Here is a 25,134-nt window from a genome sequence, read left to right as displayed (position 1 = left end):
GATAGGCATGACTCATAAGCGCCAGCGCGAAAAACCGTTAATCTTGATGCTGGACGACAATCCGGTCAACTTGGAAGAGTTGGCAGGCTTGGTCGATGAAGCCGGCTTTGACGTGTTGCGCGCGGAAACGGGAGAAATTGCCTTGGTCCAAGCCGTGGCCCAATTGCCCGACCTGATTCTGCTGGATGTCCTCATGCCGGGCATGGACGGTTTTACCGTCTGCCAGACCTTGAAAACCATTCCGACGACGCGCGATATTCCGGTGTTATTCATGACGGCCTTGGCGGATACCGCCGATAAATTAAAAGGTTTTCAAGTCGGGGCGGTGGATTACATCACCAAGCCGTTTCAATACGAAGAAGTGCTGGCCCGCGTGCAAACCCATCTGACGCTGCAAAAGCTGAAGCTGGAGTTGCAAGAAAAAGAGCAGCGCCTGTCGCGGATTTTCGAAAACGCGATGGATGCCATTCTGACGCTGGACGAAGCCGGGCGGATTACCTTATTCAACGCGGCGGCGGAACAGATGTTTCGCTGTAAAGCCGCCGACAGCATTGGCCGGGCAGTGGATCGATTTTTGTCGCCCGAGCTTTACAAGACCTTAACCAATTTTCGTAACGGCGTGCCGGCCGACCAGGCCATCTGGGTTTCTGAAGGCATGAGTGCGGTACGCGCGGATGAGAGCACTTTCCCGATTGAAGCCACCATTTCCCGCGTGGAAGCTGTCGGGCAGAAGCTTTACATCCTGATTTTGCGCGACATCAATGAACGTAAAGCCCGGCAACAGGCGGAAGCGGAATGCAACACCTTGCGCGGCATCAATCTTTATCTACAAGAAGAGGTCTTGGCCAGCCGCGATGGCGAGGAACTGATCGGCAACTCCCCGGCATTGCATCAAGCCATGGATTTGGTCAGGCAGGTAGCCAATACCGACGCGACAGTATTGATCACCGGCGAGACCGGTACCGGCAAGGAATTGATCGCCCGAGCGATTCACAATCTCAGTGCCCGCAAAGACAAGACTCTGGTGAAATTGAATTGCGCGACGATCCCGGAAAATCTGGCCGAGAGCGAGTTGTTCGGTCACGAAAAAGGCTCGTTTACCGGGGCGATTGCCCGCAAGCTGGGGCGTTTTGAACTGGCTAACGGCGGCACCTTATTTCTGGATGAAATCGGCGAATTACCGTTGGAGATGCAGGCCAAATTATTGCGGGTGCTACAGGAGGGCGAATTCGAACGGGTGGGCGGCACGCAAACGCTGACTTGCGACGTGCGGGTCATCGCCGCTACCCACCGGGATTTGGCGCAGTTTTCGCAGCAGGGTAAATTTCGGGCCGACTTGTATTACCGCTTGAATGTTTTCCCCATCAATTTGCCGCCGCTGCGCGAGCGCAAGGAAGACGTGCCGTTTTTGGTGAAACATTTCATTGATAAGTACGCAGCCAAATTCGGCAAGAAAATCCAGTCTATTCCGGAACGGATGATGGCCGATCTACAAAGTTATTTCTGGCCCGGTAATATTCGCGAGTTGCAACATATCATCGAACGAGCAGTGATTTTAACCAAGGGCAGTCAACTGGCCGCCGTCGATTGCGTGAATGTGATGGGTGCCGGCGCGCCTACCGCTGCGCCTATCGTCACGCTGGACGAAGCCGAGCGCGCGCATATCCTGAAAGCGTTGGAAGCGACGTCCTGGCGAATCGCCGGTAATCAGGGAGCGGCGAAGATTTTGGGGGTGCCATCCACGACTTTGCGGTCGCGGATGGAAAAGCTGGGGATTAGTAAACCGGCCTGATGGCGGCTAGTTTTCAAACACATCCACGCCTTTCGGCGCTTTGAAATTAAACAAGGCGTCGTCCAACTTGGGATTGAGCTGGATGTTGGAAAAATAAATTCGGGTTAATTGTCCGAAATTGTCGCTCAGTTCCATACCGCCTAATTGGTTGCCGTTCAGGCCGATCAAAATGTACTTAAACCCGCTTTCTTCATTCTTGGGCGATAGTTTCACCCAGTTCATGCCATCGTCTTCCTTGCCTTGTTCCTGCAGGATGAATTTTTCCTCTATATCCACTTCGCCGGTCAACAACAGGGCCGGAGTGGAACCTAGCGAGTCGTCCAACTGTTTGACCGTCACTTGCTCCAGGTCGGCATCGTAAAACCAGACTTTGCCGGCATTGGACACAATCTCTTGCACAAAGGGCTTTTGGTAATTCCAGCGAAATTTGCCGGGTCGGCTCAGATAAAATTTGCCGAGGCTGTTTTGCGCGGGCCGGCCGCTTTTATCGAAGCTGGTTTGCTTGAAATCCGCGGTCAAGGATGAGCTGCTGGCTAAAAAGCTTTTCAATCGGGCAATCGGCGCATCGTCGGCCCAGGCTGACGGGGTGGTGGCGATCAGGAAAATCAGAGCAAAAATGTGTTTAAGCAACATAGTTAAAAAGGGTTCAGGTTATTAAGCCAGCTTTCGCCGGATTCCGGGCTTGCTCCGCAGTCGGCAAATTGGCTGGGTCCGGAGCCATCCACGAACGGCATCAATTTAGCGCCGGGGCAGCCTTCATTGCTAAGCAAACCGCTGGCAGCATCTATCCAGGTCATCTGTACATTATCGGGTGGTACCAGGCTGACCGGCTTCTTCGACACTTGCCGCATCAGCTCGGACCAGATTTGCAAGGCGCCGGTTCCACCGGTCAAACCGGTTGGTTTATTGTCGTCGCGGCCCACCCAGACCACGGATAGAAAATCGCCGCTAAAACCGGCAAACCAGCTGTCGCGTAATTGGTTGGTGGTGCCGGTTTTGCCGACTAATGCCATGTTTTGCGGTAGATAGTTATACGCAGAATGGCCGGTGCCGGCGTACATCACTTCCTGCAAAATGGTGTTGGTGATAAAGGTGGCGGCCGGGTCAACCGCTTGCCGCACGGTAAACGGATAGCTTTGCAGGGCCTTGCCGTCGGCGGCATTGACCGCGCGGATGGAGCGTAGCGGTGTGGCAAAACCATCACCGGCCAGGGTTTGATACAGCTGAGTGACTTCCAACGGCGTTAAAGGTTGCGCGCCCAACAGGAAGGAGGGGAATAAATCCACCGGCCGGCTGACACCCATGCTTTTTAAGGTGTTGGCGACTTTGGCCAGGCCGATGTCCATGCCAATCCGCACCGTCGCCATATTGTAGGAGTGGGCCAGGGCGCTATGCAGCGGCACGACGCCGTGTTCCTGATTGTCGTAGTTGTCCGGCGACCAGGTTTTGCCTCTTTCGGCTGGAATTTCCAGGCGGGTATCGCTGATCGGTGTGGCGATGGTGTAGCGGTCCGGGTATTCCAGTGCGGTCAAATAAACGACCGGTTTAATCAGCGAACCGATCGGCCGCACCGCGTCCAAAGCGCGATTGAAGCCGGTGTCCTCGGCGTCGCGGCCGCCGGCGAGGGCGACAATTTCACCACTGTCACGGCGGGTAACAATGGCGGCGGTTTCCAAATCGTTACTTTTCGGACTTTTCTCCAGGTGTTTCAGCTTGCTGGCGATAGATTTTTCTAGTGTGTCCTGGATGCGGGTATCCAAGGTCGTAACGATGCGCAAGCCTTCCGAGGTCAGATCGTCTTCTTTATATTCCTGTTTCAGTTGGCGTTTCACCAGATCGATAAAGCCCGGATAGCGGTTGGCGGAGCGATGAATCACCGTGGCCACCCCTAACGGTTGTTTTTTGGCTTCGCTCAGCTGTTGGGCGTCGATAAAACCTTCCGTATGCATCGCATCCAGCACGATGTTGCGGCGCTCTAAAGTGTGTTCAGGATTGCGGCGTGGGTCATATTCGGACGGCCCGCGTACCAAGGCCACCAGCGTGGCGACTTGATGCAGATTCAGAGTTTTTAACGATTGCCCAAAATAAAATTCGCTGGCCAAACCAAAGCCATGTACGGCGCTGGCACCGTCTTGGCCCAGGAAGATTTCGTTGAGATAGGCTTCCAGAATTTCATCCTTGCTATACCGATATTCCAAAATAAAGGACATCAAGGCTTCTTTAAGCTTGCGGCGTAGCGTGCGTTTGGGATTCAGGAAAAAGTTTTTCACCAACTGCTGGGTGATTGTGCTGCCGCCTTGCACCATGCCGCCGGCTTTCACGTTGGACCACATGGCACGGACTATGCCTTTGGGTGAGATGCCGAAATGGTTGTAAAAGTCTTTGTCTTCGGTAGACAGCAGACCTTGCACCAGGGTTTGCGGCGCTTCGTCGAGCTTGATCAGAATCCGGTCTTCTTTGCGGGTGGGGTAAAAGCTGCCGATTTGCACTGGGTCCATGCGGACGATGGCCAAGCTCTCGCCGGTGCCGGCGTCGGTAATGCCGGCGATGCCGCCGCTCGTGAAACTCACGCTGATTTTGCGGCTTTCCTGAGGCGTATTGCCAAAATTGAAGGCGCGGGTGCGGATATTGATTTGGCCGCCCTTGATGTAATAGGAGCCTTCGCCGGCCAGTTGATTATCTTGGCGGTAATGCAGTTCCAGCAGCAAGTCTTCCAGATTTTTGCTGGAGATTTCGTAGCCGGCGTAAAGCTCGACAGGGCTGGCATAGACGCGGGCCGGAATGGACCAACGCTTACCCTCGAATTGCTGGCGTACCGTGTAATCTAGGTAGCTGACATACACCGCCAATACGAAAGCGCCGATTAGCAGCAGCGAAGCAAGCGAGCGTTTCAGCCACGATGCCTGGCGTTGCGATTTTCTGCGTCTAACGTTGGATTTTCTGCTTCTGGGTCGTCTAGGCATTAAGTCGGTATCTGATCTCGCCAGCGGCAGTTAGCGGCGGCTGTGTGAATGGGGCAAAAATGGCGCCTGCTGGTTCGGCGCAGTTCATTTAACTGGTTATTATCTAATAAAATGCGTACTTCCGCACAGATTGCTGGCGTTATTGAGGAGGGTAGGCGAGTGTTGATACTGAAACTGTTTCCGGAATGCTTGGCCCAGCTACCGTTGACACTGATGCGTTTCGGTTTGCTGCTGGGGTTTGCGCTGGCAACAATGCCGGCGGTCGGCGCGGTCGAAAACCGGATCGACATCGAAGCCTTTGTTCGTAACGGTTGTCCGCATTGCCAACAAGCCGAACAATTTTTGGCGGCGCTGCAAGGCGAGCAACCGGGTTTAAGGATCATTATTCGCAACATCTCTGCAGAGCCAGCCGCCTTGGAGCGATTGCAGCAGATTACCGAATCCCGGCAAGCCGGGCCAATCAGATTGCCAACATTTCTGGTGCGTGGCGAATACATCGTCGGTTATTCCGAAGAAGCCGGTAGTAGCGGTTTGATTAGGAATGCCTTGCTTGCCGGTACGCAGCCGACTGAAGCCTCCGATGCGGAGGCTGGGAGCTGCGAAGTGCAGGTCAGCGAGTCCTGCGATGTGCCGGTTAGCCAGCCAGCCGCACCCGAACCAGAGGTGTTTGCCGTGAATTTGTTCGGCAGGCGCATCGGTCTTGACGAGGTCGGTTTGCCGGCTTTTACGCTAGCCATGGGCTTGCTGGATGGCTTCAATCCCTGTTCGATGTGGGTGTTGATTCTGATGATTTCGATGCTGGTGCCCATGAATAATCGCCCCCGGATGTTGGCGGTGGCCGGCACGTTTGTTGTCGTCGAAGGGATGGCTTACTTCGTGTTTATGGCCGCCTGGTTGAATCTGTTTTTATTGATAGGCTTATCGCGAGCTTCGGAATTGGCTATCGCCGGCATTGCCGTGTTGGCCGGCGCGATCAATCTGAAAGATTTTTGGGCGTTTGGCCGGGGTATTTCCCTGTCGATTCCTGCTGCCGCCAAACCTAGTATCTACAACCGGATTCGGCGCATCCTGCAAGCCGACAATCTGGCGGGGGCGATGTTGGGGGCCGTGGTGCTGGCTCTGCTGGTTCAGATCGTCGAATTGTTGTGTACCTCCGGATTCCCGGCCCTTTACACACGCATACTCACCTTGCGGGAATTAAGCGGTTGGGACTATTACGGTTATTTAATGTTGTACAATCTGGCTTATATGCTGGATGACGTCGTTGTGCTGGGTGTGGGAGTCGTGACCCTGAGTCAGCGTCGTTTGCAGGAAAAAGAAGGTCGTTGGCTGAAATTGCTCAGCGGCTTGGCAATGGTAAGTTTAGGGTTGTATTTAATATTGCGTGGTTTAGGCGAGTAGATGCCAAGTTGGCGTGGGCTGCTGATTAACATCGGTTTCCTTTATCACTACACGTGCGATAAAACCAAAACGAGATAGGAGAATTCGTGATTGATAACAAGCGCAGGCATCCGCGCCTGAAGCACCGTGCCAAAATCAGGATGACGGTGCCGGCATCGTCTGAACCTGTTGTGGTAGACATGCGGGATTTTTCCGAGACGGGATTGTTTTTACTGTGTGCTAATGAATTAATCCCGCCGATTGGCGCGCTAGTGGAAGTGCAAACCACCGAATTCGACGATGCGCCGGTACAAACCGCGATTGTGGTGAGGGTAGAGCCGGACGTAGGCTTTGGTCTGGAGTTTGCGCCGCGTTGATCAGGCTGTCAGGTCTAGCAGTTCGCCGTTACGGCTGGGTTGTTTTTGCGAATTTAACAATTCTCCGCGAGCTTTATTAGCCATCGCCGCAGCCTTGGCGGCGATGCTTTGATCCGGGCCTGAGGGACTGGCCGGCGCTAATGCAGCACGGCGGATAGTGTCGGCTTTACGCAGAGTCGCTTCCGGGTCACCGGCAACCTCCGAGACATCGATATTCACTTCACCGCCGGTGGCATAACGTTGGCCATCCGGCCCCGTCACAAAAGTAAAACGCGCACCACTGACAGCGATACCGCCGGCGGCACTTAAATGAGCTTGTTCGTGAGCCCGAACTTCCTGGTCGCGGGCTTTAAGCTCGGCAATTTGGCTCAGCTGTTCAGGACTGTATTGGCCGGATTGGGCGCTTGCGCTTTTCGCGGTTTGGGTGATGGGTTCGACAGATGCTTGTTCGCCGGTCGCGGCTAGACTGCGGCCTGTCAGCCGATATAGCGAAGTTTGATTGGAAGAGGCGGTGACCAGCATGTTGGGCCTCAAACGGATTCTGTTAACTGAGTCTAAGAATACACCTTGACTTCATATGAGTTCAAGTAATCAAAGCATATTTAGCCTGAGTTTTCGCGGTAGGGGCGGCTATCGCAGTCTGGCTTATTAAATCCCTTGTACTCGCCATTGCCACGGCTGCGGGGATCCCGCTTGTTAATGCCACTCGGCTCCGGCTTGCGATGGGAAAGACGCTTCTAAATTGTCAGAAGTTCCGGCTAAATGTTCAAACTTGCCAGTTTCTGCAAAGCCCATTGTGTATGCTCGCGCACCATCTCCGACTCATCACTCAATCTGCCGGCCAATGCCGTCTTAGCTGCGTCAGTTGCTCCGCCATTGCCCAGCGCGACGGCGATATTGCGTAGCCAACGCTGATGACCGATGCGGCGAATCGCCGAACCTTCGGTTTTTTGCAGAAACTCGGTTTCGGTCCAGGCAAACAATTCAAGCAAAGTTGCCTGGTCCAAGCGATGGCGGGGTTTGAAATCGCTTTCCGCGCTAAGTTTGGCGAAGCGATTCCACGGGCACACCAATTGGCAATCGTCGCAACCGTAAATTCGATTACCCAGCAAGGGCCGTAATGCTACTGGAATACTGCCATGCAACTCGATAGTTAAGTAAGAGACGCAACGGCGGGCATCGACCTGATAAGGGCCGACGATGGCTTGCGTCGGGCAAATGTCCAGACAAGCTTGGCATTGTCCGCAGTGGTTGCTGACGGGCTGATCGCTAGGTAAGGCTAGGTCGGTATAAATTTCCCCAAGAAAAAACCAAGAACCGGCCCGGCGATTGATCAGATTGCTGTGCTTGCCTATCCAGCCCAAGCCGGCTTTCTCGGCGATAGCTTTTTCCAACACCGGTGCGCTGTCGACAAACGCCCGATAGCCGAACGGACCAATTTCTTCGGAGATTTTGTCCGCCAGTTTTTGCAAACGATTGCGCAGCAGTTTGTGGTAATCGCGCCCCAAGGCATACCGCGATACGAAGGCGGCGGCCGGGTCGTCTAATAATTGTTTGCTGATTGCCGACGGTTCCGGCAAATAATCCATTCGCGCCGAGATAATACTGCGTGTGCCTTCCTGCAATAATCCCGGCCGGCTGCGTTTTAAACCGTGTGCGGCCATGTATTGCATTTCGCCGTTAAATCCCTTGTCCAACCAGCCATACAGATGCTGTTCGGCATCGCTTAAATCCGTGTCGCTGATGCCTATCTGCTGAAAGCCCAATTCCTCGCCCCAGTGCTTGATGCGTTGGGCAAGTGCGTTAAGATCTTCGGTTGGGGTTAAAGGAGTGTGCAATTTACGGAACCTTGGGAAATAGTAGGGGAAATTGTCGTGGCCTAGTAATGAATGGCTCCCGAATAGCTTGATAAGCTAACGCTATCAACCATGAAGATCAACCGTTCCGCTGTTCAAGTCACTGGTAAGAAATCCCTGCCAGTCACGACGGATTGCCTAGAAAAGCAAAGCGGGGCGTTTTATTATCGACAGAAAAAGCGTGGCGACATCCTTACAAGCAAAACTTGGACGACCGATTATGACAATTCCCCTGTATCCGGCTCATACCAGCGGCAGATCGACCATGGTGAAGCATACGCTATTGCTGTGCCTGGCTATGTGGTTGCCGCATCACCCAGTGCTTGCCGATAACAAATTGCCTATCGGCGAGTTCAGCCAAAACCGCCTGGACGGTTGGGAGCATAAAAGCTTCAAAGGCGAAACCCAATACCGATTGCAAGCAATCGACGGCGCGACAGCGTTGGTAGCCGATAGCCACGCCGCCGGTTCCGGCCTATTCAAAGAGCAACGCATCGATCTAAACCAAACCCCGATCCTGAACTGGTCGTGGCGCATCGGCAATCGTTTATCCGGCTTGAACGAGCAAAGCAAGGCTGGCGATGATTACGCGGCGAGGGTGTATGTGGTGGTCAAAGGCGGGCTGGCGTTTTGGCAAACTAAGGCCGTTAATTATGTCTGGGTAGGCAACAGCAAACGGGATAGCGTCTGGCCGAATGCTTTTGCCGGCGATCATGCGATGATGATGGCTTTACGCGACCGGGAAGCACCGATGAATGTCTGGGAACATGAAAAAAGAAATGTCCGGGCCGACTTCAAGCAACTATTCGGTGAAGATATTCGCAGCATCGATGCCGTCGCCATCATGACCGATACCGACAACAGTGGCGGCCACGTTTCCGCCGTGTATGGCGACATCTGGTTTTCCAAGGATTAAGTATGCACGACACCAAACCATTACTGGCCAACAGCGATTTTCCGGCCATTTTTCGCAAGCCGTTGGAGATTTTGCAAATCAATCTGGGCTATCGGTGCAACTTGAGCTGCGTGCATTGCCATGTCAACGCCGGCCCCAAACGCACTGAAATGATGAGTCGGGAGACTATCGATGACATTTTGGCACTGGCCGACGCCGCCAACATTCACACGCTGGATCTGACCGGCGGCGCGCCGGAAATGCATGCCGATTTTCGTTATTTGGTGCGAGCAGCTCGGGATCGTGGCATCGAAGTGATCGACCGTTGCAATCTGACCATTCTGGAAGAACCTGAATACGCCGATCTCGCGGCGTTTCTGGCCGCGCAGCAGGTGAACATCGTCGCCTCCCTGCCGTGTTATCTGGAAGAAAATGTCGACAAACAACGCGGCAAGGGCGTGTTCAAGGATAGTCTGGCGGCCTTACAGCACTTGAATAGGTTGGGTTATGGCCAGCAGGACAGCGGACTGGAATTGAATTTGGTGTTCAACCCGCAAGAGGCGGTGTTGCCGCCCGATCAACATAATCTGGAACGGGCTTATAAACAGCACTTGCAGCAACATTACGGTATTGTCTTCAACCGCCTGTTTGCCATCGCCAATATGCCGATTCAGCGCTTCGGCAGCACCTTGGTAAGTCACGGCTGTTTCGAAGCTTATCTGACATTACTGAAGGACAGTTTCCGTGCGGACAACCTTGAAAACCTGATGTGCTTGAATACCCTCAGCATCGACTGGCAAGGCTATGTCTATGATTGCGATTTCAATCAGATGCTGGATTTGCCATTGGGCGCCGCAGCCAAACCGAAAACGCATATCAGCGAGTTGCGACTGGATCAACTGCAAGGCGCCCCCATCACCACCGCCGCCCATTGTTACGGTTGTACGGCCGGCCAAGGCAGCAGTTGTGGCGGGGCTTTAGGGTAATCCAAGGGTATGCCCACCCGCGCATGAAACCGTCAAGACTCATCTTACTGCTGATAATGGCGGGATTGATTGGGCTGTTTTTCAGCTTTGATCTCGAGCATGAGCTGAGTCTGAACAACCTAAAATTACAGCAAGCGGTTATAGCGGAGTATCGCAACAACAATCCGCTATCAGCGCTTGCCCTGTATGCTTTGCTGTACATCGCGGTTACTGCGTTGTCATTACCTGGGGCGACGATATTGACGCTGGCCGGCGGCGCGGTGTTCGGTTTGCTCTGGGGGACGCTGATCGTCTCGTTTGCTTCCAGCATTGGTGCAACGCTGGCATTTCTGGCCGCGCGGTTTCTATTTCGCGACTGGGTCAAATTCCACTTCGGCCCCCGTTTGCAGGCCATCGAAGACGGCGTGAGACGCGACGGTGCTTTCTATCTATTTACCTTGCGTTTGGTGCCATTGTTCCCGTTCTTCATGATAAATCTGGCAATGGGTTTGACGCCCATCAAGACCAGGACGTTTTACTGGGTCAGCCAGCTAGGCATGTTGGCCGGCACTTTGGTGTACGTCAATGCCGGCACCCAGTTGGCGAAAATCGACTCCCTATCCGCTATTCTCTCTCCGGCTCTGTTGGGTTCGTTCGCCTTGCTCGGCGTATTTCCATTAGCGGCAAAGAAAATGCTCGAAGTCATTCAACAGCGCAAAGTCTACGCGCGTTGGAGCAAACCGGCGCGTTTCGACAACAACCTGATCGTCATCGGCGCTGGTGCCGGCGGTTTGGTGTCGGCCTATATCGCCGCGGCCGTTAAGGCAAAAGTGACGCTGATCGAAAAGCATAAAATGGGCGGCGACTGCCTGAACACCGGTTGCGTGCCGTCCAAGGCACTGATTCGCTCCGCCAGGTTGTTGTCGCATATCAAGCGCGCCAAGGAATTCGGCATCGCCAAAGCCGAAGCCGAGTTTGATTTCGCCGAAGTGATGGAGCGAGTACAACAGGTGATCAAAACCGTAGCGCCGCACGATTCCGTGGAACGTTATACCGCGCTGGGCGTGGATGTGATCGAAGGCTCGGCCAGAATCGTCTCGCCCTGGGCGGTGGAAGTCAGCACAGCCGACGGCGTTAAAACCCTCACCAGCCGCGCCATTGTCATCGCCGCTGGCGCTAGGCCTTTCGTGCCGCCGATTCCCGGACTGGAAAACATCGATTATCTAACCTCGGATAACGTCTGGGACTTGCGCGAATTGCCCAAGCGCCGGCTGGTGCTGGGCGGCGGGCCGATAGGCTGCGAACTGGCGCAAACCTTTAATCGCCTGGGTAGTCAGGTCACGCAGGTGGAAATGGCTCCGCGCATCATGCTAAGGGAGGATCCGGCGGTATCTGAGATTGTCCAGGCCCGTTTCCAGTCGGAAGGCGTGGATGTGCGAACCAATCACACCACCAAGGAATTCATCGTCGAAAACGGCGAACACATTCTGCTGGCTGAACATGACGGCCAGACGGTCAGGATTGCCTTTGATAAGGTCCTGGTGGCGCTTGGCCGCGCGGCCAATGTGCAAGGTTACGGCGTGGAAGAACTGGGCATCACGCTATCGCCGCGCCTTACCTTGGCTACCAATCCATTCCAGCAAACCAATTATTCCAACATCTATGCGGTTGGCGACGTGGCCGGGCCTTACCAGTTTACCCACACCGCGGCGCATCAAGCTTGGTATGCGGCGGTGAATGCGCTGTTTGCCCCCTTCAAAAAGTTTCGTACCGACTATTCAGTGATTCCCTGGTCGACCTTTACCGATCCGGAAGTGGCCCGCGTGGGTTTGAACGAACAGGAAGCACAAGTTCAGAATATCGCGTATGAAGTCTCTACCTATGGTATCGATGACCTGGATAGGGCAATAGCCGACGGCGAAGCACACGGTTTCGTCAAAGTGCTGACCGTGCCCGGCAAGGACAAAATCCTCGGCGTCACCATCGTTGGTGAACATGCCGGCGACTTACTGGCTGAATTTGTGTTGGCGATGAAACACGGTATCGGCTTGAATAAAATCCTGGGCACTATTCATATCTATCCCACCCTGGCGGAAGCCAATAAATATGTGGCGGGCGTCTGGAAACGCAATCACGCTCCCCAAGGCCTGCTGGAATGGCTGGGCCGCTATCACGCCTGGCGGCGCAGGGTTTAAGTCATGCCAACGCTCTATCCCGACAGCGTGCTGCTGATTTTTTGCAAAGCACCGATTCCCGGCCAAGTCAAAACCCGGCTACAACCGGCCTTAAGTGCGGAACAGGCTGCCGCAGCACACCGGCAATTAACTTACATGACCCTGGACCGTGCCTTCCAGCAGCCTTTGTGTGAGGTTGAACTGCATTGCGCGCCAGACGCCGGCCATAGCTTTTTTCAGGATTGTGCGTGGCGTTATCCGTTGACGCTCAAAGGGCAATCCGGCGCCGACTTGGGTGAACGCATGCACCACGCCTTTGCTGATGCGTTAAGCAGATACCGCCACGCCTTGCTGATGGGGTGCGATTGCCCCAGTCTGTCGAGTGACGATCTGCTTCGCGCATTAGCGGTGTTACGCGAAGGCCACGATGCGGTTATCGCGCCGGCCGACGACGGCGGTTATGTGCTGATCGGCTTAAACAAAACGCAACCGGGACTGTTCAGTGACATGAGCTGGGGCCATGATGAGGTCATGGCCGCCACTCGCAGCCGGGCAAATGAAATGGGTTTGAACCTTTACGAACTGGACAGCCAATGGGATGTGGATACTTACTCCGATTGGCTGCGCTATTCGGCTAACCAAGAATAACGGGCGGCTCCCCGCTTGAGTCGCATCATTTCCAAGCGGGATTTGTCGGAATTTAGGTATAGGCTGCAAACCGACTGGGCCGATGATTGCGAGAACAGTTCAAAGACTATCCGCTCGCCGTCAATGTCGTGTAGCAAAACCGACAATTGAACATCTGCTGAGCTGTGTCTTGCTGATTTTTAACGACTTTTTATTGGCATAACGCTTGCTTTGGGATTAATAGCCTCTGCCGGTCGCGCTCTGGTTTCTCTATAGTCGGGAAGCTGAAACTTGGTCGGCGATGAACGTCAACTGTTAACTTCCGGGACAGAATATGCCAGCCACTTTTCAACTTAAAACCAACGACGACAATCAATATTCCTTTTCGTTTGTGAACAGTAAGGGCGAGCTGATTCTGATCAGCGGCGATTACGACAACAAAGAAGAAGCTCTGCAGGGCATTAAAGAAGTGCGAACCGGCTCCTTAATGAGCAACCAGATTGCCGCCAGCAAGGTTTCTGAAGGCGATACTTTTTTTGTGATCAAAGATGCAGCCGGCGCCATTATTGTCAAAAGCGTTTTATTCAACTCGAACATGGTATTCGACAATGCGCTGCACACGGTTAAAGACAATGCCTGCGTTGCCGAAATCGTCGATCTGACGCTGTAAACGTGAGCTGAAAGCGCGGCTTTATTTTTTCAAATAGCGAAATTAGGTAAAGACAATATGGGTGTCGAGCTAAAAATTGTTCGAGAGTTGGCCACGGTGTGTGTTACTGCAAGCGAACTGGTGGCGATTGAAAATCTGCTTAAAGGCGAACTGACCAAGCCGACATTCATTCAGCAATTCGACAAAATGGCAAACTCGATCAAGGAGTGTTACGGCGTAAGCACCGCGAGTCTACAGACTTGGCTGGCGATGACCACCGAAACCGAGTTTTGCGAAAAATTCGATGCCGCCTATGCCCACCACAAAGCCACTTACCTGAGTATTACCAACCGGCCACGGGTGGCATCGGAGCGGGCATACCTTGATTACATGCTGCTCCGGGAATTTAAAGAAACCCAAACCGCTTATCCGCTGCTAAAACTGACCTTTGCACGCCTGGATGAGTTTATCGACAAATGGATAACCAACGATGCCTGGCTGGCGATGTCCATCGAGAATTTGGTAAAAATGCTGTATCGGTTTCTGACCGAGGTCTCTGAGCTTAAGCAAAAAGACCCCAGCGATGCATTTACGCTTTATCAAACGCTGATGGTCTCGCTACGCCCGTATTGCACCTTGCTTGAAAGTAACTGGAAAGTCCTGGAAGAACCGATTGCGGAAGCAACGGTATAAAGCTATTTCAGAAACGCTGTAGCGCGCTACTATCGGGCCAACAGCTTGCTTATGGTCCGCAGATTTAGGCCCATCGCCACGGTCTCGGCTACAAATGCCGGCCAGGCCTGCCAGATGTAATCGTTGCTTATCCATGCAAGACTGGAAGCCAACAGCGCAACGCGCATGTGACGATTGTTCAGGTAAAACAAAGCCAGTGTGGTGTTGATCACCGCAAAGGCCGGCAATAAAGAAACCGGGCCTTGCCAAGAGCATGCCGTAAGTCCGCTAAACAAAGCCACGAAGCTCGCTGCCGCCCAGTGCTTGTGCATACCTGTCTCCAACCGGCCGGACAGCATGGTGCGCAGGGCGGTGCTGGCCATGGTCAAGCCTGCGGTCCAGGCATCCAGCAACAGGTATTGAGCGGCCCACAGCACGGCCCCGGCCGCGGACCAACGCCGAAACGCCACGCCATCCGGCAGACAATAAGCCCGCCATTCCAACAGAATGCCAATCCCGCCTATCAGGTAGGCGAGATGCAGCAGATTCAAATCCAGTAGCAATTGCTAAGCCATGCTGCTGAGCTTTGTAAGCGGGGAAATTCGATTAATGCGTTGCCGTTGCCCCGGCATATTTGAAAGGCAGATACGCGGCTTTCCAGAGATTGGCTTTAACGTAAGCTTCCAGATCGATACCCACTAAATCCTGCCGCGTCGCGGAGCCATCTTCCAGCGCTTTAGCCAATACCCGTTTAGCCACAAATAAACTGACTTGTTTCAGATCGCCCACCGGAGGAAAAATCAGGTCGGTAGTCGAATATTTCTCCGCGATGTAGTCGGCCAAAGCATAGGCAGACTCCAAAACCATCGCGTCGCTAATCCGGCTGCACTCGCCTAGCACCGCGGCAAAGCCCAAGCCCGGAAAAATAAAGGCATTATTGCCCTGCCCAATAGGATAACGCCGGCCTTGATATTCTACGTCGGCGAATGGGCTGCCGGTCGCGAGCATAGCTGTGCCATGCGTCCACACCAAGATGTCTTCCGGCGTGGCTTCGCAATTGGCGGTGGGGTTGGATAAAGGGAAAATAATCGGCTGAGCGTGGTTTGCCGCCATGGTTTTGATCACAGTCTCGGTGAACAAACCCGGCACACCGGTTAGCCCGAGCAATACCGTCGGCTTGGCGTGAGTGACCACCTCCAGCAGATTGGGCACTCTATCATCCGGAATATCCCAGTCGTGGTAACTTTCCTGAGTATGCGATAGCGGCAATTTGTAGGCCTCGGTAGTGGCTTCTTTGACCACCAGACCATGCGCGTCGACCACGAAAATCCGCTGCAGAATTTGCTCCATGGTTAAACCTTCGCGCAGCATGCCTTTTTTAATGGTACTGGCCACGCCGAATCCACCGGCACCGGCGCCCACCACCACTACGGTTTGTTCTGCGAGGGTTTCGCCTTTCTTATGGCAAGCCGAGAGCAGACCGGCCAAGGCCATCGCTCCCGTACCCTGGATGTCGTCGTTAAAACAGGGCAGCAGGTCTTTGTATTTGGCCAACAAATCGAAGGCGATGTTTTTCGCAAAATCTTCCCATTGGATAATGGCTTTGGGCCAGACTTTTTGTACCGCGTTAACAAATTTATCGACCAATTCGAAATAAGGCTGGTCGTGTAAACGCTTGCTATGCGCGCCCAGATAGAACGGATCGTCCAGCAATTCGGCGCGGTTGGTGCCCACATCCAGATTGACCGGCAAGGTTTGAAACGGGCACATGCCGCCGCCAACGGTATACAGCCCCAGTTTGCCAATGCAAATCGCCAAACCGCCCATACCTTGGTCGCCGATACCCAAAATCGACGAAGAATCGGTCACGACAATCATACGAATATCGTTCAACGGGTAGTTTTGTAAAATCGTTTCGGCCCGATCGATGTTGGCTGCCGACAAAGTCAAACCGCGCGTGCTGGTAAAGTTAGAGCTGAATTGTTGCACCGCCAAGCCTATGGTCGGGGTGTAGACAACAGGCACCATTTCCTCCAGATGCTGCGCCAACAGCGCATAAAACAGCACCTCGTTACGGTCCTGCAGAGCCCTGAGAAATTGATACTTGGAAATATCGTTCGCTTGTTTTTGATAATTGACGTACAAGCGGTCGAGTTGCTGTTCCATATCCGTGACTTGTGGCGGCAGCATGCCATCCAAGCCCAGTTCTATACGTTCCTGCACACTAAACGCCGTGCCTTTATTGGTGGCCGGTAGCCTGAGTAAGGTCACGCCCCGAATCGAAACTTCTACATATTTATTACCGTCGGCATCTAGCCGGTAGTCGAAATAATCGCTTAGCGTTGTCATTAAGTTTCCTTGAAAATATTTAATCGAAATCCGGGAGCTAACCAGGAGCTCGAATAGCACAAACGATGGCGCGTGTTCCCTTTATAACAGCCTAACCGGCGATGCGGTAGCCGAAAACATGCTGAATGGGCACTTTTTTTGTCGCTTACAGTTGCCGTGTTTCAAGGCGGTGCAATTAGTGAGTGTTTACCGTAAAAATGCCCCAGATTGGCGCTTGTGAGATGATGTTCAGCAGGCTTTGCAAAGAAACTTAACAAGACTTCCCACGTGAATCAAAAAAACCTGTTTGGTCATCCTATCGGCTTATTCGTGCTGTTTTTCACTGAAATGTGGGAGCGCTTTTCTTATTACGGCATGCGCGCCCTGCTGGTGTTGTATATGACCCAACATTTAATTCAAGCCGCGCAAACCGATACCTTGGTATTCGGATTTGCGCCGCTTCAGACTGGTTTGCAAGGATTGTTCGGGCCTTTGTCCACGCAAGCTCTGGCTTCGCAGATTTATGGTTTATATACCGGTCTGGTGTACTTCACCCCATTGTTCGGCGGCATTTTGGCCGACCGGGTGTTGGGGCCGCGCAAATGTGTGATAGTGGGCAGCGTGTTGATGGCTGTCGGCCATTTTTTGATGGCTGCCGAAGCGTTTTTCTTGTTGGCGCTGCTGTTCTTGATTTTGGGAAATGGCTGTTTCAAGCCCAATATTTCGGCTCAAGTGGGCAGTTTATATCCGTCTGGCGATCAGCGCCGCGACGGCGCGTTTACGATTTTTTATATGGGCATCAACCTGGGTGCGTTTTTCTCGCCTTTAATCTGCGGCACCTTGGGCCAGCGCTACGGTTGGCATTATGGCTTTGGCGCCGCCGGCGTCGGGATGTTGCTGGGTTTGCTGGTCTATCTGTTTGGGCTGAAATATCTGGGCGCGGATCAATTTGTTAAACCGGCTGCTCACGTCATCAAGCCTGAACCGTTGACCCTCAAGGAATGGCAGGCACTAGGCGGATTAATGGCTTTAGCCGTGCTGAATATTTTGTTCTGGGCAGTTTACGAGCAACAAGGCAACACGCTGCAACTGTTCGCCGAGCACAACACCGATTGGCATATCCTCGGTTGGGCAATGCCTTCCACCTGGTTTCAATCGCTGAATCCGGCCTTTATATTCTTGTTGGTGCCGTTAATCGACCGCATATCCCGCTACCGCGCGAGCCAGGGCCGGCAAAGTTCCAGTGTGGGTAAAATGGCATTTGGCTCGATCTTGTTGGGCGCATCGTTTTTGGTACTGATTTTCGCGATCAGCGGTGTGCAATCCAGCGAAAAAATCAGCTTTCTGTGGCTGGCCTTGTGTACTTTGATCTACACGCTCGGCGAACTTTATCTGTCGCCAGTTGGCTTGTCGCTGGTTAGTAAAGTCTCACCACCGCGCTTGGTGGGGATGATGATGGGCATGTGGTTTCTGTCGACGTTTTTTGGCAATTATTTATCCGGCTACATCGGCAGTTTTTACGAGCAAATGCCCAAGCAGAATTTCTTTCTGCTGTTGGCCGTGATGGGAGGCGCTACCGGCTTAGCTATATGGGCGTTCAAACCGCTATTAAAAAGGGCGGTCGGGTCGGATTAACCATCATGTATCAGTGTTGGCTGCACATTTCCCTGTGACAGCTTTGGGGGTTGGCTGCGTTTAGTCGATAACTGGCAATTTTTTGATTCTTTTCAGGTTCTTTATCCAACCGGTTTTGCCGCTGTCGGTATAACGATGCGCTGCTGTATTGCGGCAACTTGAACCCATCATCAAATGGGCAACTATCACCTGTCGTTCGCTCAATTGACGAGATCAGTCCATCTCAGCAACAGGCGCTGTCAGCCTTGGCTGATTCGCTGCCGGGTCCTGGCGAGCAGTCGAATAAGCCGAAATGCCGGGTTTTGTCGCCCAATATTTGGAAATGCTCGCCATAACGGCTGCCTGCCAGCATATCGGCGGTGTTTCCGCAGACTCTTAACGGCCGACCGGTTTCGAAATGATGGTGGTCATCCAAATCAAAACTGTGCGGGTGTTGTTCTATAGTGCCCAAGTAAGTCGCGACTTGGCCGAAGTCCTCGCAACGGTCTTCCAAGGGCATTTTAAAGGCGCGCACCGTCACCGAATCGAACTTGACCATGCCGATTTTGGCGAACACGTCCGGGTCGTCGATGCTGATGGGGTTTTGCTTGGCCTTGCGGACATCTGGGCAGCCTAAGTCCTGCAATATGCGCCGGAAGTCTTCCCAATACAAAGCGCCGCCCAGGCATTCGCCCAATAGCACCGGGTCCTGGCGCAGTGCGAACGGGATGCGGCGGTCGGCAAACACATCGGAAAAATACAGTTCGCCGCCGGGTTTCAATACCCGGAATATTTCCGCCAGCACGCTGGGTTTTTCCGGCGATAGGTTGATCACGCAGTTGGAGACCACGACGTCGATACTGTTGTCGGCAATTCCCACAGTGTGCAGGTTTTCGATGTGACCGTGCAAAAACTCAACATTGGCAAATCCAAAGCGCTCGGCATGCCAGTCGCGATGACGCACGGCCACTTCCAATTGTTCGGGGGTCATATCCACGCCGATTACCCGTCCCTTCGCGCCGACCAGTTTCGAGAGCAGATAGCAGTCACGGCCGGTGCCGCAGCCCAAATCCAGCACAGTTTTACCTGTCAATGCGGGCGGTAAAGGTGATCCGCAGCCGTAAAACCGTTCCAACACTTCGGGATGCAGGCTGGCCAGCAAGGCTTTTAAATAGCTTGGCATCGTGTCGATGCTGCAACAGGCGCTGGTTTTCAGATCGTTGCTGGATTGCAAAACCTGACCATAGTAATGGCGGACCGATTCGCTGATTTCGATACTGGTAGTCATGAAAAGCCTCGTGTTTTTATTATTGAAGATAAGTGCTCAGGGCGTATGAAATGGCAGCGGCACAGATAGCCCCAGGATAAGGCAATCGACGCAATCACTCCACTATCGGCCTTGCCGCCGCCAAGTCGATACCGAATTTGTTTGTGTGTCCGGGAAATTGGCGGTGCCGCTGCTGAATAGAATACGGGAGAGCATGGGAAATTTCCTCCGCTGAAAATCTTGGAAACGGAGCGTCAGCGAAGTGAAGATTTTTAGTCCCCGATAGCCGTAGCGCCGGGCGGGTTTTCGCAGCGAAGCGGAGAAAACCTGCAAGGCATCGCGACACGGCGTTAAGTCATGCGAGAGCCGATGTTTCGACCCCTTGTTGGGTCGGAACGAGGTGACGCGGACGAATCGGGGCGCCGAAGGCATAAGCGGTCGCGTAATTTTTGCCGATTTTTTCCTGCTGGGAAGCTCGAAAAAATCTTTCGGCAAAAATAGCGACTCCCCGGAATCGAATCGGTTATATGCTCTAAGTCGTAAGGGTTGGGTTAAACCTTACAACAATATTCCACAATAGATAAATCAGTGCTTGGTTCTGATGATAAGCGCAATGCCGTTAAATTCAGCTTAGGGCATGCCTTATAAAGCCCCATCGATCCGCTTTTTAAAAGGGGAAGAGACTAAACTTGATTTTGTTGATGATGACGCCCCTGTGAGGCTTATTCTGCAAAGGCGCTGCTTGACAAATAACCATAGAATCTGAGCTCAAGCGGCATATCCTTGACAAATAGGGCAGGGTTAATAAATAGTCAAACCCCAAGCCATGAATAAATGGCCGAGACTAGATGATAGCAGTAAAGTCTGGCGCAACTGGATATTGCCGGTACAGCTCAATTCCTGAGCAAGCAGTAACAGAGCGGAGAGCGAGGTTTTCATTGCACCCGTTCAAAATGACCGGCATTGCGTGATTTTTATCCCGTTTGCCCGGACTGCGCTTGGTGTAGTGCCACGAAGTCGGACATTGCCAGTCTAGCAATAACGTTGGCATCGTTGTCCAGTATGTCGTACAGCACCCCGGTGCTGCGGATGCTGAACAACAGGATGACGTCAATGTCGCCGCCGCCTTCCCGGTGCGGTACCTCGCTGGCTGGGCTGAGGGTGTAGCTGCCGACCGGCTTGATCTCTTTCAAGATACCGTCGGCGTGGTAGATTCTATGTTCACCTTGGATGACGAAAATGTGGTTTGGCGCTTTGTGCCGGTGCAGCACTATTTGTTGGCCGGCGGCAAATTTGAACAAGACGTCGATAATGTTGGCGTCGGTGTCGATGTTTAGAATGAAATAGTGTAAATGCTCGAATCCCTCGAGGGTTTGCCAATTGATACGGCGGTCGTCGAAAAGATATGTGTTCATGGTGATGTTTTTCTATTTGATAGTGGTTGGGCGTGCAACTGATACACAGGCTGATGTTTGGGCTCCGAGTATCGCGGACAGATGCAGTGTAGGTGAGGTGGCGGTTTGGGTAAGCTGGTATTTGCCCGAAAATGGCGGGCAAATTGCCCGCGCTTATATGGCAGCCGAACCGAGTGGTCGACATCAAAGGCGGGCAGTTGGCCAATGATGCTGACCAGGCACGGTAGGCAATAACTGCATAGGGTTTGGTTGCCAGCCGCTGTTTGTTGTAGGATTCAAGTATGAACCGGCCCGCCGTTTACGGCAGGCTCCTAAAACAAAGGCGTCCAAAAGCGTGGCGCAACTCAACTCTATCGTAAATTATGAAACAGCCGGAAATGAGCATCGATGCTCGCAAGCAGGAATTAGCCCACTATTTGGATAAACAACCCTATATGACGGAGTTGGACGGCATAAGCTTGAAAATTGCTAAAAATGTGTTTCCGTCCGATTTTGGATTGACCAGCTCTTTTTTTGGGAATTTTATTCTGCAACAGCCGCCCGCTGAAATGGCTTTGGATATGGGCTGCGGCAGCGGCTACTTCGCATTTTTGTTAAAAAAAATAGGCTGCGAAAGTGTAATGGGTGTGGACTTTAATCGGGATGCGGTGCATTGCACCTTGGAGAACACGCGCTTGAATCCTGACTTGGCGCCTATCGATTTTCTGCACAGCGATTTATTTGCCGATGTGCCGCACACCCTGTTCGACCTGATCGTTTTTAATTTCAATTATTATCCGTCCGACGGTACCTTCGGGCTGAACGAAGACGGTGGGCGCGATATATTGAAACGGTTTTTCCATCAAGTGAAAGACTACATCACCGAGCACACGCGGATTTATATTCCCTACTCGGAATTTGTCGGCGAGGAACACGATCCGAAAAACATCGGCCCAGAGTTCGGTTTTTCGGTTACCGTGGAAGAAAGCACCGTTAATCATGCCGGCGCGCATCACATTTATAAGGTCATGAAAGCGTAATTTTTGTGGCATCTGTCATGTCATTTTCGATGGCACGGGTCCTGCATTTAGCGATAACGGTTTGCTAGGTGCTTTTAGGAATTCTCTTAACGTCTTTTTAACTAATGGTGGAGTAATGATTGTCGCTAGCTGGAACATCGAAAAAAACGGGCAGGGCTCGGCCATAGAGAAGCAGGCTTTGGTTTCAAGTTTTATCGACAATATGCTCAAACCTGCCATAGTGGATGTGCTTTTTATATGCGAGGTACACGGGGCTCGTGAAGATGCTTATGTTAATTTCCTCGATAAAGTATACAACCAGACCGATTGGCCTAGTTATTGTGTACAGTGCTTACACGGTGGGCATAGCAATAGCTATGTTGTGGCGATTCGCCGTAAACCTGGCCTGGACTTTGGTTTTCAGGGGGATTTTCTAGGCCTGAACCGAGGGTTGTTTTCGGTCCACGCGCATGCATTCGCTCACTATAACGGTTACCTTCATTTTGGTCACTTCAAGTCCGGTCAAACCGGATTGACAAAGTATCAATTGAAATCAGCCGCAAGTATGCAGGATGCAACCTGGGCGATCACCGGGGATTTGAATTGGGAAATCGGTAACCACGCGAATTTGGACATTCAGGGATCTCATTCGCACGATGTCTGGCAGGGGCAAGGTACGCATAAAGCCAATAGCGGATTGGTTAACACCTTAGACTGGGTTTTGGCCAGCAATTTGGTGCGGATTGAGCCGATTCCGCTCGATCCGAGAGTTTATGATATGGAGGCGCCCGATCATCGTCCGTTGCTCTTCAATATAACCTCTGCTGACCAGCTTATCTTCTAAGGTGCCGGTATCCAAAATATGCGGCTTGTGGATTCGAGATGGATAGTTCCTGTTCTCGGCGTTGAACATCTTGTGGTCTATTTTTTCGGTGATTCTATGTCGGTGGGGCTAAATGATGGGGCTCCGCGCCGCCTGGCTGCTTGTCTAGCGGCCTTTTGCTCGCGGATGGCGGCCAGTTCCAGCATTTCCGCTTCTATCATCTCGGGAGTTTCCAGGGTAATTTGGCCCAAAGTACCGGCGCGCAATTCATTCATCAATAGCTTGGCGGCTTTGTCCAGTTCGACGATGCCGCCGCTACGCAAACAGCCGCGTTTGGCGCCGATGGCTTTTAACAAAGCAAGCGATTCTTCGGGCAACGATTCCAAACGATAACGTTGGACGAGCCGGTCCGGGTAGGCTTTACCAAGGTAGCCCAGTGCATACAGGGCAATGTCGTCGTGTTGGAAGGCGGTGTCTTTGATTGCGCCGGTCACTGCCAACCGGTAGCCGCTGTGACGGTTTTCGACGTTCGGCCACAGCACGCCGGGCGTGTCGGAAAGGACGATATTATTGCCTAGATTGATTTTTTGCTGCTGCTTGGTAACTGCAGGTTCGTTGCCGGTCTTGGCGATAGTACGGCCGGCCAGCACATTGATAATGGTGGATTTGCCCACGTTAGGGATGCCCACGATCATGGTGCGGATGACCTTGTTGGCGGCGGTTTTCTCCGGCAGCATCTTCGCGCACAAGTCGATAATCTGTTTGATCTTGTCCGGTTGTTGGGTAGTGACGGCCAGGGTTTTGACGGCCTGTTCCCGTTCCAGATAGGCTTGCCAGGTTTTAGTCAGTTCCGGATCGGCCAAATCGGTTTTGCTGAGGACGCGGATGGTGGGTTTGTCGCCGCGCAGGCTCGCCAGCATCGGGTTTTGACTGCTGTAAGGAATGCGGGCGTCGAGTATTTCAATCAGCAAATCGATGTCGGGCAAGGCGTGCTTGATTTCCTTGCTGGCCTTGTGCATGTGGCCGGGATACCATTGAATTTGCATGGGTTGTGCTGCGGTGAGTGGAAAAAATAGAATTGTACCTTTTATCGGGCCGGCGCTATTGATTACTGGTTTGCTTTTAGGGCTTGTAGGTGCCGGATGGTAAGCGCCCTTCAACAGGGGCAGCGCCCTGATATGTTTAAGGCGGGATTTCTGCGCGCCGTAGCGCGCCGCGGCGGTAGACGTAGAGGGCCGGTTGTTGCTACAATCCAGCCTATTTTTGGTGTTTTTGGCACATCTCGACGCAAGTCTTTCACACTCATCCCGGAGAAAACTCTATGGCAATTAAAGTTGCAATTAACGGTTATGGTCGTATTGGTCGCAATGTCATGCGCGCTTTGTACGAATCAGGTCGCACCAACGAGATCCAAGTCGTCGCTATTAACGATTTGGGCGATTCCAAAACCAACGCACACTTGACCAAATACGACACTGTACATGGTAAATTTCCATTTGATGTGTCTGTAGACGGCGATTACATCGTGATCAATGGCGATAAAATTCGCGTATTTGCTGAAAGAGATCCCGCTAAACTGCCTTGGGCTGAGTTGGGCATTGATGTGGTTCACGAGTGCACCGGCTTCTTCACCAGCAAAGCCAAAGCGTCCGCGCATATCTCTGCTGGTGCGAAAAAAGTCATTATCTCTGCGCCTGGCGGCAATGATGTCGATGCCACGATTGTTTACGGTGTTAACCACCAAACCTTGAAAGCGTCCGACACCGTTATCTCCAATGCTTCTTGCACCACCAACTGCTTGGCGCCGCTGGTTAAACCTTTGATGGACAGCATCGGTGTCGATCACGGTTTGATGACTACCATTCACTCGTACACCAACGACCAAGTGTTGACCGACGTGTACCACAGCGACTTGCATCGTGCTCGTTCTGCCACGCAATCCATGATCCCCACCAAAACCGGTGCTGCTGCCGCAGTAGGTTTGGTATTGCCTGAAATGAAAGGCAAGCTGGACGGCTTTGCAATGCGTGTTCCGACCATCAACGTGTCTGTCGTGGATTTGTGCTTCCAAGCCTCACGCAACACCACCAAAGAAGAAATCGACAGCGTTCTGCGCGAAGCGGCTGCCGGCCCATTGAAAGGTATTTTGGCCATCAACGACGAACCTTTGGTGTCCATGGACTTTAACCACAACCCTCATTCTTCTATTTACGAAGCAGGTCTGACCAAAGTTACCGGCGGCAATTTCGTGAAAGTCTTGTCCTGGTATGACAACGAGTGGGGTTTCTCAAACCGTATGCTCGATACCACGGTTGCTTTGTTTAACGCTAAATAAGGGT

At 52.7% G+C, this 25,134-nt stretch carries 23 protein-coding genes; 13 read left to right on the top strand and 10 right to left on the bottom strand.

What is annotated here, in order from left to right; genetic code table 11:
• The first annotated feature begins 7 nt into the window (after positions 1-7).
• Positions 8-1,792 (top strand): sigma-54-dependent Fis family transcriptional regulator, encoded by a 1,785-nt coding sequence (locus tag EBB_RS12885; protein ID WP_192394226.1) that lies wholly within the window; start codon positions 8-10, stop codon positions 1,790-1,792.
• Positions 1,793-1,798: 6 nt separating this feature from the next.
• Here the strand turns inward: EBB_RS12885 and lolA are convergent, their stop codons facing one another.
• Together lolA and mrcB are read right to left on the bottom strand one after the other, a co-directional pair.
• On the bottom strand, positions 1,799-2,425 hold the full coding sequence (gene lolA, locus EBB_RS12880; RefSeq protein ID WP_192394225.1) for an outer membrane lipoprotein periplasmic chaperone LolA: 627 nt from the start codon (positions 2,423-2,425) through the stop codon (positions 1,799-1,801).
• 2 nt (positions 2,426-2,427) lie between these two features.
• The gene (gene mrcB, locus EBB_RS12875; protein WP_192394224.1) at positions 2,428-4,755 is read right to left on the bottom strand and encodes a penicillin-binding protein 1B; all 2,328 of its coding nucleotides are present in this window, start codon (positions 4,753-4,755) and stop codon (positions 2,428-2,430) included.
• 111 nt (positions 4,756-4,866) lie between these two features.
• Here mrcB and EBB_RS12870 point away from each other — a divergent pair, with 111 nt between their 5' ends.
• Both EBB_RS12870 and EBB_RS12865 read left to right on the top strand, forming a co-directional pair.
• Entirely contained in the window at positions 4,867-6,156 is a 1,290-nt protein-coding gene (locus EBB_RS12870) for a glutaredoxin family protein (protein WP_225587430.1), read from the top strand.
• Between the two features lie 86 nt (positions 6,157-6,242).
• Positions 6,243-6,512: a PilZ domain-containing protein gene (locus EBB_RS12865; protein WP_192394223.1), complete on the top strand. Its 270-nt coding sequence runs from the start codon at positions 6,243-6,245 to the stop codon at positions 6,510-6,512.
• On the opposite strand, the gene EBB_RS12860 is transcribed toward EBB_RS12865, so the two are convergent.
• Positions 6,513-7,034 carry a putative metalloprotease CJM1_0395 family protein gene (locus EBB_RS12860; protein WP_192394222.1) on the bottom strand — a complete coding sequence of 174 codons (522 nt, stop codon included), beginning with the start codon at positions 7,032-7,034 and terminating at the stop codon, positions 6,513-6,515.
• A gap of 236 nt (positions 7,035-7,270) precedes the next feature.
• Positions 7,271-8,350, bottom strand: coding sequence for a tRNA epoxyqueuosine(34) reductase QueG (queG, locus tag EBB_RS12855; RefSeq protein WP_192394221.1), 1,080 nt, complete (start codon positions 8,348-8,350; stop codon positions 7,271-7,273).
• Positions 8,351-8,588: 238 nt separating this feature from the next.
• On the opposite strand from queG, the gene EBB_RS12850 reads away from it, so the two are divergent.
• From EBB_RS12850 to EBB_RS12825, 6 genes are all read left to right on the top strand, one after another.
• Complete coding sequence (locus EBB_RS12850; RefSeq protein ID WP_192394220.1) at positions 8,589-9,284, top strand: DUF3047 domain-containing protein; 696 nt, start codon at positions 8,589-8,591, stop codon at positions 9,282-9,284.
• A gap of 2 nt (positions 9,285-9,286) precedes the next feature.
• Positions 9,287-10,249 carry an arsenosugar biosynthesis radical SAM (seleno)protein ArsS gene (gene arsS / locus EBB_RS12845; protein WP_192394219.1) on the top strand — a complete coding sequence of 321 codons (963 nt, stop codon included), beginning with the start codon at positions 9,287-9,289 and terminating at the stop codon, positions 10,247-10,249.
• Positions 10,250-10,272: 23 nt separating this feature from the next.
• The gene (locus EBB_RS12840; RefSeq protein ID WP_192394218.1) at positions 10,273-12,423 is read left to right on the top strand and encodes a dihydrolipoyl dehydrogenase family protein; all 2,151 of its coding nucleotides are present in this window, start codon (positions 10,273-10,275) and stop codon (positions 12,421-12,423) included.
• 3 nt (positions 12,424-12,426) lie between these two features.
• On the top strand, positions 12,427-13,050 hold the full coding sequence (locus EBB_RS12835; protein ID WP_192394217.1) for a TIGR04282 family arsenosugar biosynthesis glycosyltransferase: 624 nt from the start codon (positions 12,427-12,429) through the stop codon (positions 13,048-13,050).
• A 313-nt stretch (positions 13,051-13,363) separates the two neighbouring features.
• Positions 13,364-13,699 (top strand): DUF1508 domain-containing protein, encoded by a 336-nt coding sequence (locus EBB_RS12830; RefSeq protein WP_192394216.1) that lies wholly within the window; start codon positions 13,364-13,366, stop codon positions 13,697-13,699.
• 57 nt (positions 13,700-13,756) lie between these two features.
• The gene (locus EBB_RS12825) at positions 13,757-14,371 is read left to right on the top strand and encodes a hypothetical protein (RefSeq protein ID WP_192394215.1); all 615 of its coding nucleotides are present in this window, start codon (positions 13,757-13,759) and stop codon (positions 14,369-14,371) included.
• A 29-nt stretch (positions 14,372-14,400) separates the two neighbouring features.
• Here the strand turns inward: EBB_RS12825 and EBB_RS12820 are convergent, their stop codons facing one another.
• Positions 14,401-14,913, bottom strand: coding sequence for a YgjV family protein (locus EBB_RS12820; RefSeq protein ID WP_192394214.1), 513 nt, complete (start codon positions 14,911-14,913; stop codon positions 14,401-14,403).
• A 43-nt stretch (positions 14,914-14,956) separates the two neighbouring features.
• The gene (locus EBB_RS12815) at positions 14,957-16,699 is read right to left on the bottom strand and encodes an NAD-dependent malic enzyme (RefSeq protein WP_192394213.1); all 1,743 of its coding nucleotides are present in this window, start codon (positions 16,697-16,699) and stop codon (positions 14,957-14,959) included.
• A 267-nt stretch (positions 16,700-16,966) separates the two neighbouring features.
• Here EBB_RS12815 and EBB_RS12810 point away from each other — a divergent pair, with 267 nt between their 5' ends.
• The gene (locus tag EBB_RS12810) at positions 16,967-18,313 is read left to right on the top strand and encodes a peptide MFS transporter (protein ID WP_192394212.1); all 1,347 of its coding nucleotides are present in this window, start codon (positions 16,967-16,969) and stop codon (positions 18,311-18,313) included.
• Between the two features lie 223 nt (positions 18,314-18,536).
• Here EBB_RS12810 and EBB_RS12805 read toward each other — a convergent pair whose 3' ends face one another.
• The 3 genes from EBB_RS12805 to EBB_RS12795 form a co-directional block, all read right to left on the bottom strand.
• Positions 18,537-19,580 (bottom strand): methyltransferase domain-containing protein, encoded by a 1,044-nt coding sequence (locus tag EBB_RS12805; protein ID WP_192394211.1) that lies wholly within the window; start codon positions 19,578-19,580, stop codon positions 18,537-18,539.
• A gap of 780 nt (positions 19,581-20,360) precedes the next feature.
• Positions 20,361-20,498, bottom strand: a complete 138-nt coding sequence (locus EBB_RS12800; RefSeq protein ID WP_192394210.1) for a hypothetical protein — start codon at positions 20,496-20,498, stop codon at positions 20,361-20,363.
• Between the two features lie 35 nt (positions 20,499-20,533).
• On the bottom strand, positions 20,534-20,974 hold the full coding sequence (locus EBB_RS12795; RefSeq protein ID WP_192394209.1) for a cupin domain-containing protein: 441 nt from the start codon (positions 20,972-20,974) through the stop codon (positions 20,534-20,536).
• A gap of 362 nt (positions 20,975-21,336) precedes the next feature.
• Between EBB_RS12795 and EBB_RS12790 the strand changes: the two genes are divergently transcribed.
• Together EBB_RS12790 and EBB_RS12785 are read left to right on the top strand one after the other, a co-directional pair.
• A complete protein-coding gene (locus tag EBB_RS12790) occupies positions 21,337-21,993 on the top strand; it encodes a methyltransferase (RefSeq protein ID WP_192394208.1) in 657 nt (218 codons plus the stop codon).
• Positions 21,994-22,108: 115 nt separating this feature from the next.
• Positions 22,109-22,816 (top strand): endonuclease/exonuclease/phosphatase family protein, encoded by a 708-nt coding sequence (locus EBB_RS12785; RefSeq protein ID WP_192394207.1) that lies wholly within the window; start codon positions 22,109-22,111, stop codon positions 22,814-22,816.
• A gap of 77 nt (positions 22,817-22,893) precedes the next feature.
• Here the strand turns inward: EBB_RS12785 and ylqF are convergent, their stop codons facing one another.
• Positions 22,894-23,841: a ribosome biogenesis GTPase YlqF gene (gene ylqF / locus EBB_RS12780; RefSeq protein ID WP_192394206.1), complete on the bottom strand. Its 948-nt coding sequence runs from the start codon at positions 23,839-23,841 to the stop codon at positions 22,894-22,896.
• Positions 23,842-24,116: 275 nt separating this feature from the next.
• Between ylqF and gap the strand changes: the two genes are divergently transcribed.
• Positions 24,117-25,130 (top strand): type I glyceraldehyde-3-phosphate dehydrogenase, encoded by a 1,014-nt coding sequence (gene gap, locus EBB_RS12775; RefSeq protein ID WP_192394205.1) that lies wholly within the window; start codon positions 24,117-24,119, stop codon positions 25,128-25,130.
• Positions 25,131-25,134: the final 4 nt, after the last annotated feature.

The sequence above is a fragment of the Methylomonas fluvii genome, from assembly GCF_014850975.1.
GTDB classification, from domain to species: domain Bacteria; phylum Pseudomonadota; class Gammaproteobacteria; order Methylococcales; family Methylomonadaceae; genus Methylomonas; species Methylomonas fluvii.
The sequence above is the reverse complement of the archived record's forward strand: the minus strand, read 5'-3'. Positions and strand labels throughout refer to the sequence as shown.

Bases quoted from the DNA above. Each gene is read 5' to 3' on its own strand.
- EBB_RS12885 (WP_192394226.1), top strand. From the start codon at position 8: ATGACTCATAAGCGCCAGCGCGAAAAACCGTTAATCTTGATGCTGGAC.
- lolA (WP_192394225.1), bottom strand. From the start codon at position 2,425: ATGTTGCTTAAACACATTTTTGCTCTGATTTTCCTGATCGCCACCACC.
- mrcB (WP_192394224.1), bottom strand. From the start codon at position 4,755: ATGCCTAGACGACCCAGAAGCAGAAAATCCAACGTTAGACGCAGAAAA.
- EBB_RS12870 (WP_225587430.1), top strand. From the start codon at position 4,867: ATGCGTACTTCCGCACAGATTGCTGGCGTTATTGAGGAGGGTAGGCGA.
- EBB_RS12860 (WP_192394222.1), bottom strand. From the start codon at position 7,034: ATGCTGGTCACCGCCTCTTCCAATCAAACTTCGCTATATCGGCTGACA.
- EBB_RS12850 (WP_192394220.1), top strand. From the start codon at position 8,589: ATGACAATTCCCCTGTATCCGGCTCATACCAGCGGCAGATCGACCATG.
- arsS (WP_192394219.1), top strand. From the start codon at position 9,287: ATGCACGACACCAAACCATTACTGGCCAACAGCGATTTTCCGGCCATT.
- EBB_RS12840 (WP_192394218.1), top strand. From the start codon at position 10,273: ATGAAACCGTCAAGACTCATCTTACTGCTGATAATGGCGGGATTGATT.
- EBB_RS12835 (WP_192394217.1), top strand. From the start codon at position 12,427: ATGCCAACGCTCTATCCCGACAGCGTGCTGCTGATTTTTTGCAAAGCA.
- EBB_RS12830 (WP_192394216.1), top strand. From the start codon at position 13,364: ATGCCAGCCACTTTTCAACTTAAAACCAACGACGACAATCAATATTCC.
- EBB_RS12825 (WP_192394215.1), top strand. From the start codon at position 13,757: ATGGGTGTCGAGCTAAAAATTGTTCGAGAGTTGGCCACGGTGTGTGTT.
- EBB_RS12815 (WP_192394213.1), bottom strand. From the start codon at position 16,699: ATGACAACGCTAAGCGATTATTTCGACTACCGGCTAGATGCCGACGGT.
- EBB_RS12805 (WP_192394211.1), bottom strand. From the start codon at position 19,580: ATGACTACCAGTATCGAAATCAGCGAATCGGTCCGCCATTACTATGGT.
- EBB_RS12800 (WP_192394210.1), bottom strand. From the start codon at position 20,498: ATGAAAACCTCGCTCTCCGCTCTGTTACTGCTTGCTCAGGAATTGAGC.
- EBB_RS12795 (WP_192394209.1), bottom strand. From the start codon at position 20,974: ATGAACACATATCTTTTCGACGACCGCCGTATCAATTGGCAAACCCTC.
- EBB_RS12790 (WP_192394208.1), top strand. From the start codon at position 21,337: ATGAAACAGCCGGAAATGAGCATCGATGCTCGCAAGCAGGAATTAGCC.
- EBB_RS12785 (WP_192394207.1), top strand. From the start codon at position 22,109: ATGATTGTCGCTAGCTGGAACATCGAAAAAAACGGGCAGGGCTCGGCC.
- ylqF (WP_192394206.1), bottom strand. From the start codon at position 23,841: ATGCAAATTCAATGGTATCCCGGCCACATGCACAAGGCCAGCAAGGAA.
- gap (WP_192394205.1), top strand. From the start codon at position 24,117: ATGGCAATTAAAGTTGCAATTAACGGTTATGGTCGTATTGGTCGCAAT.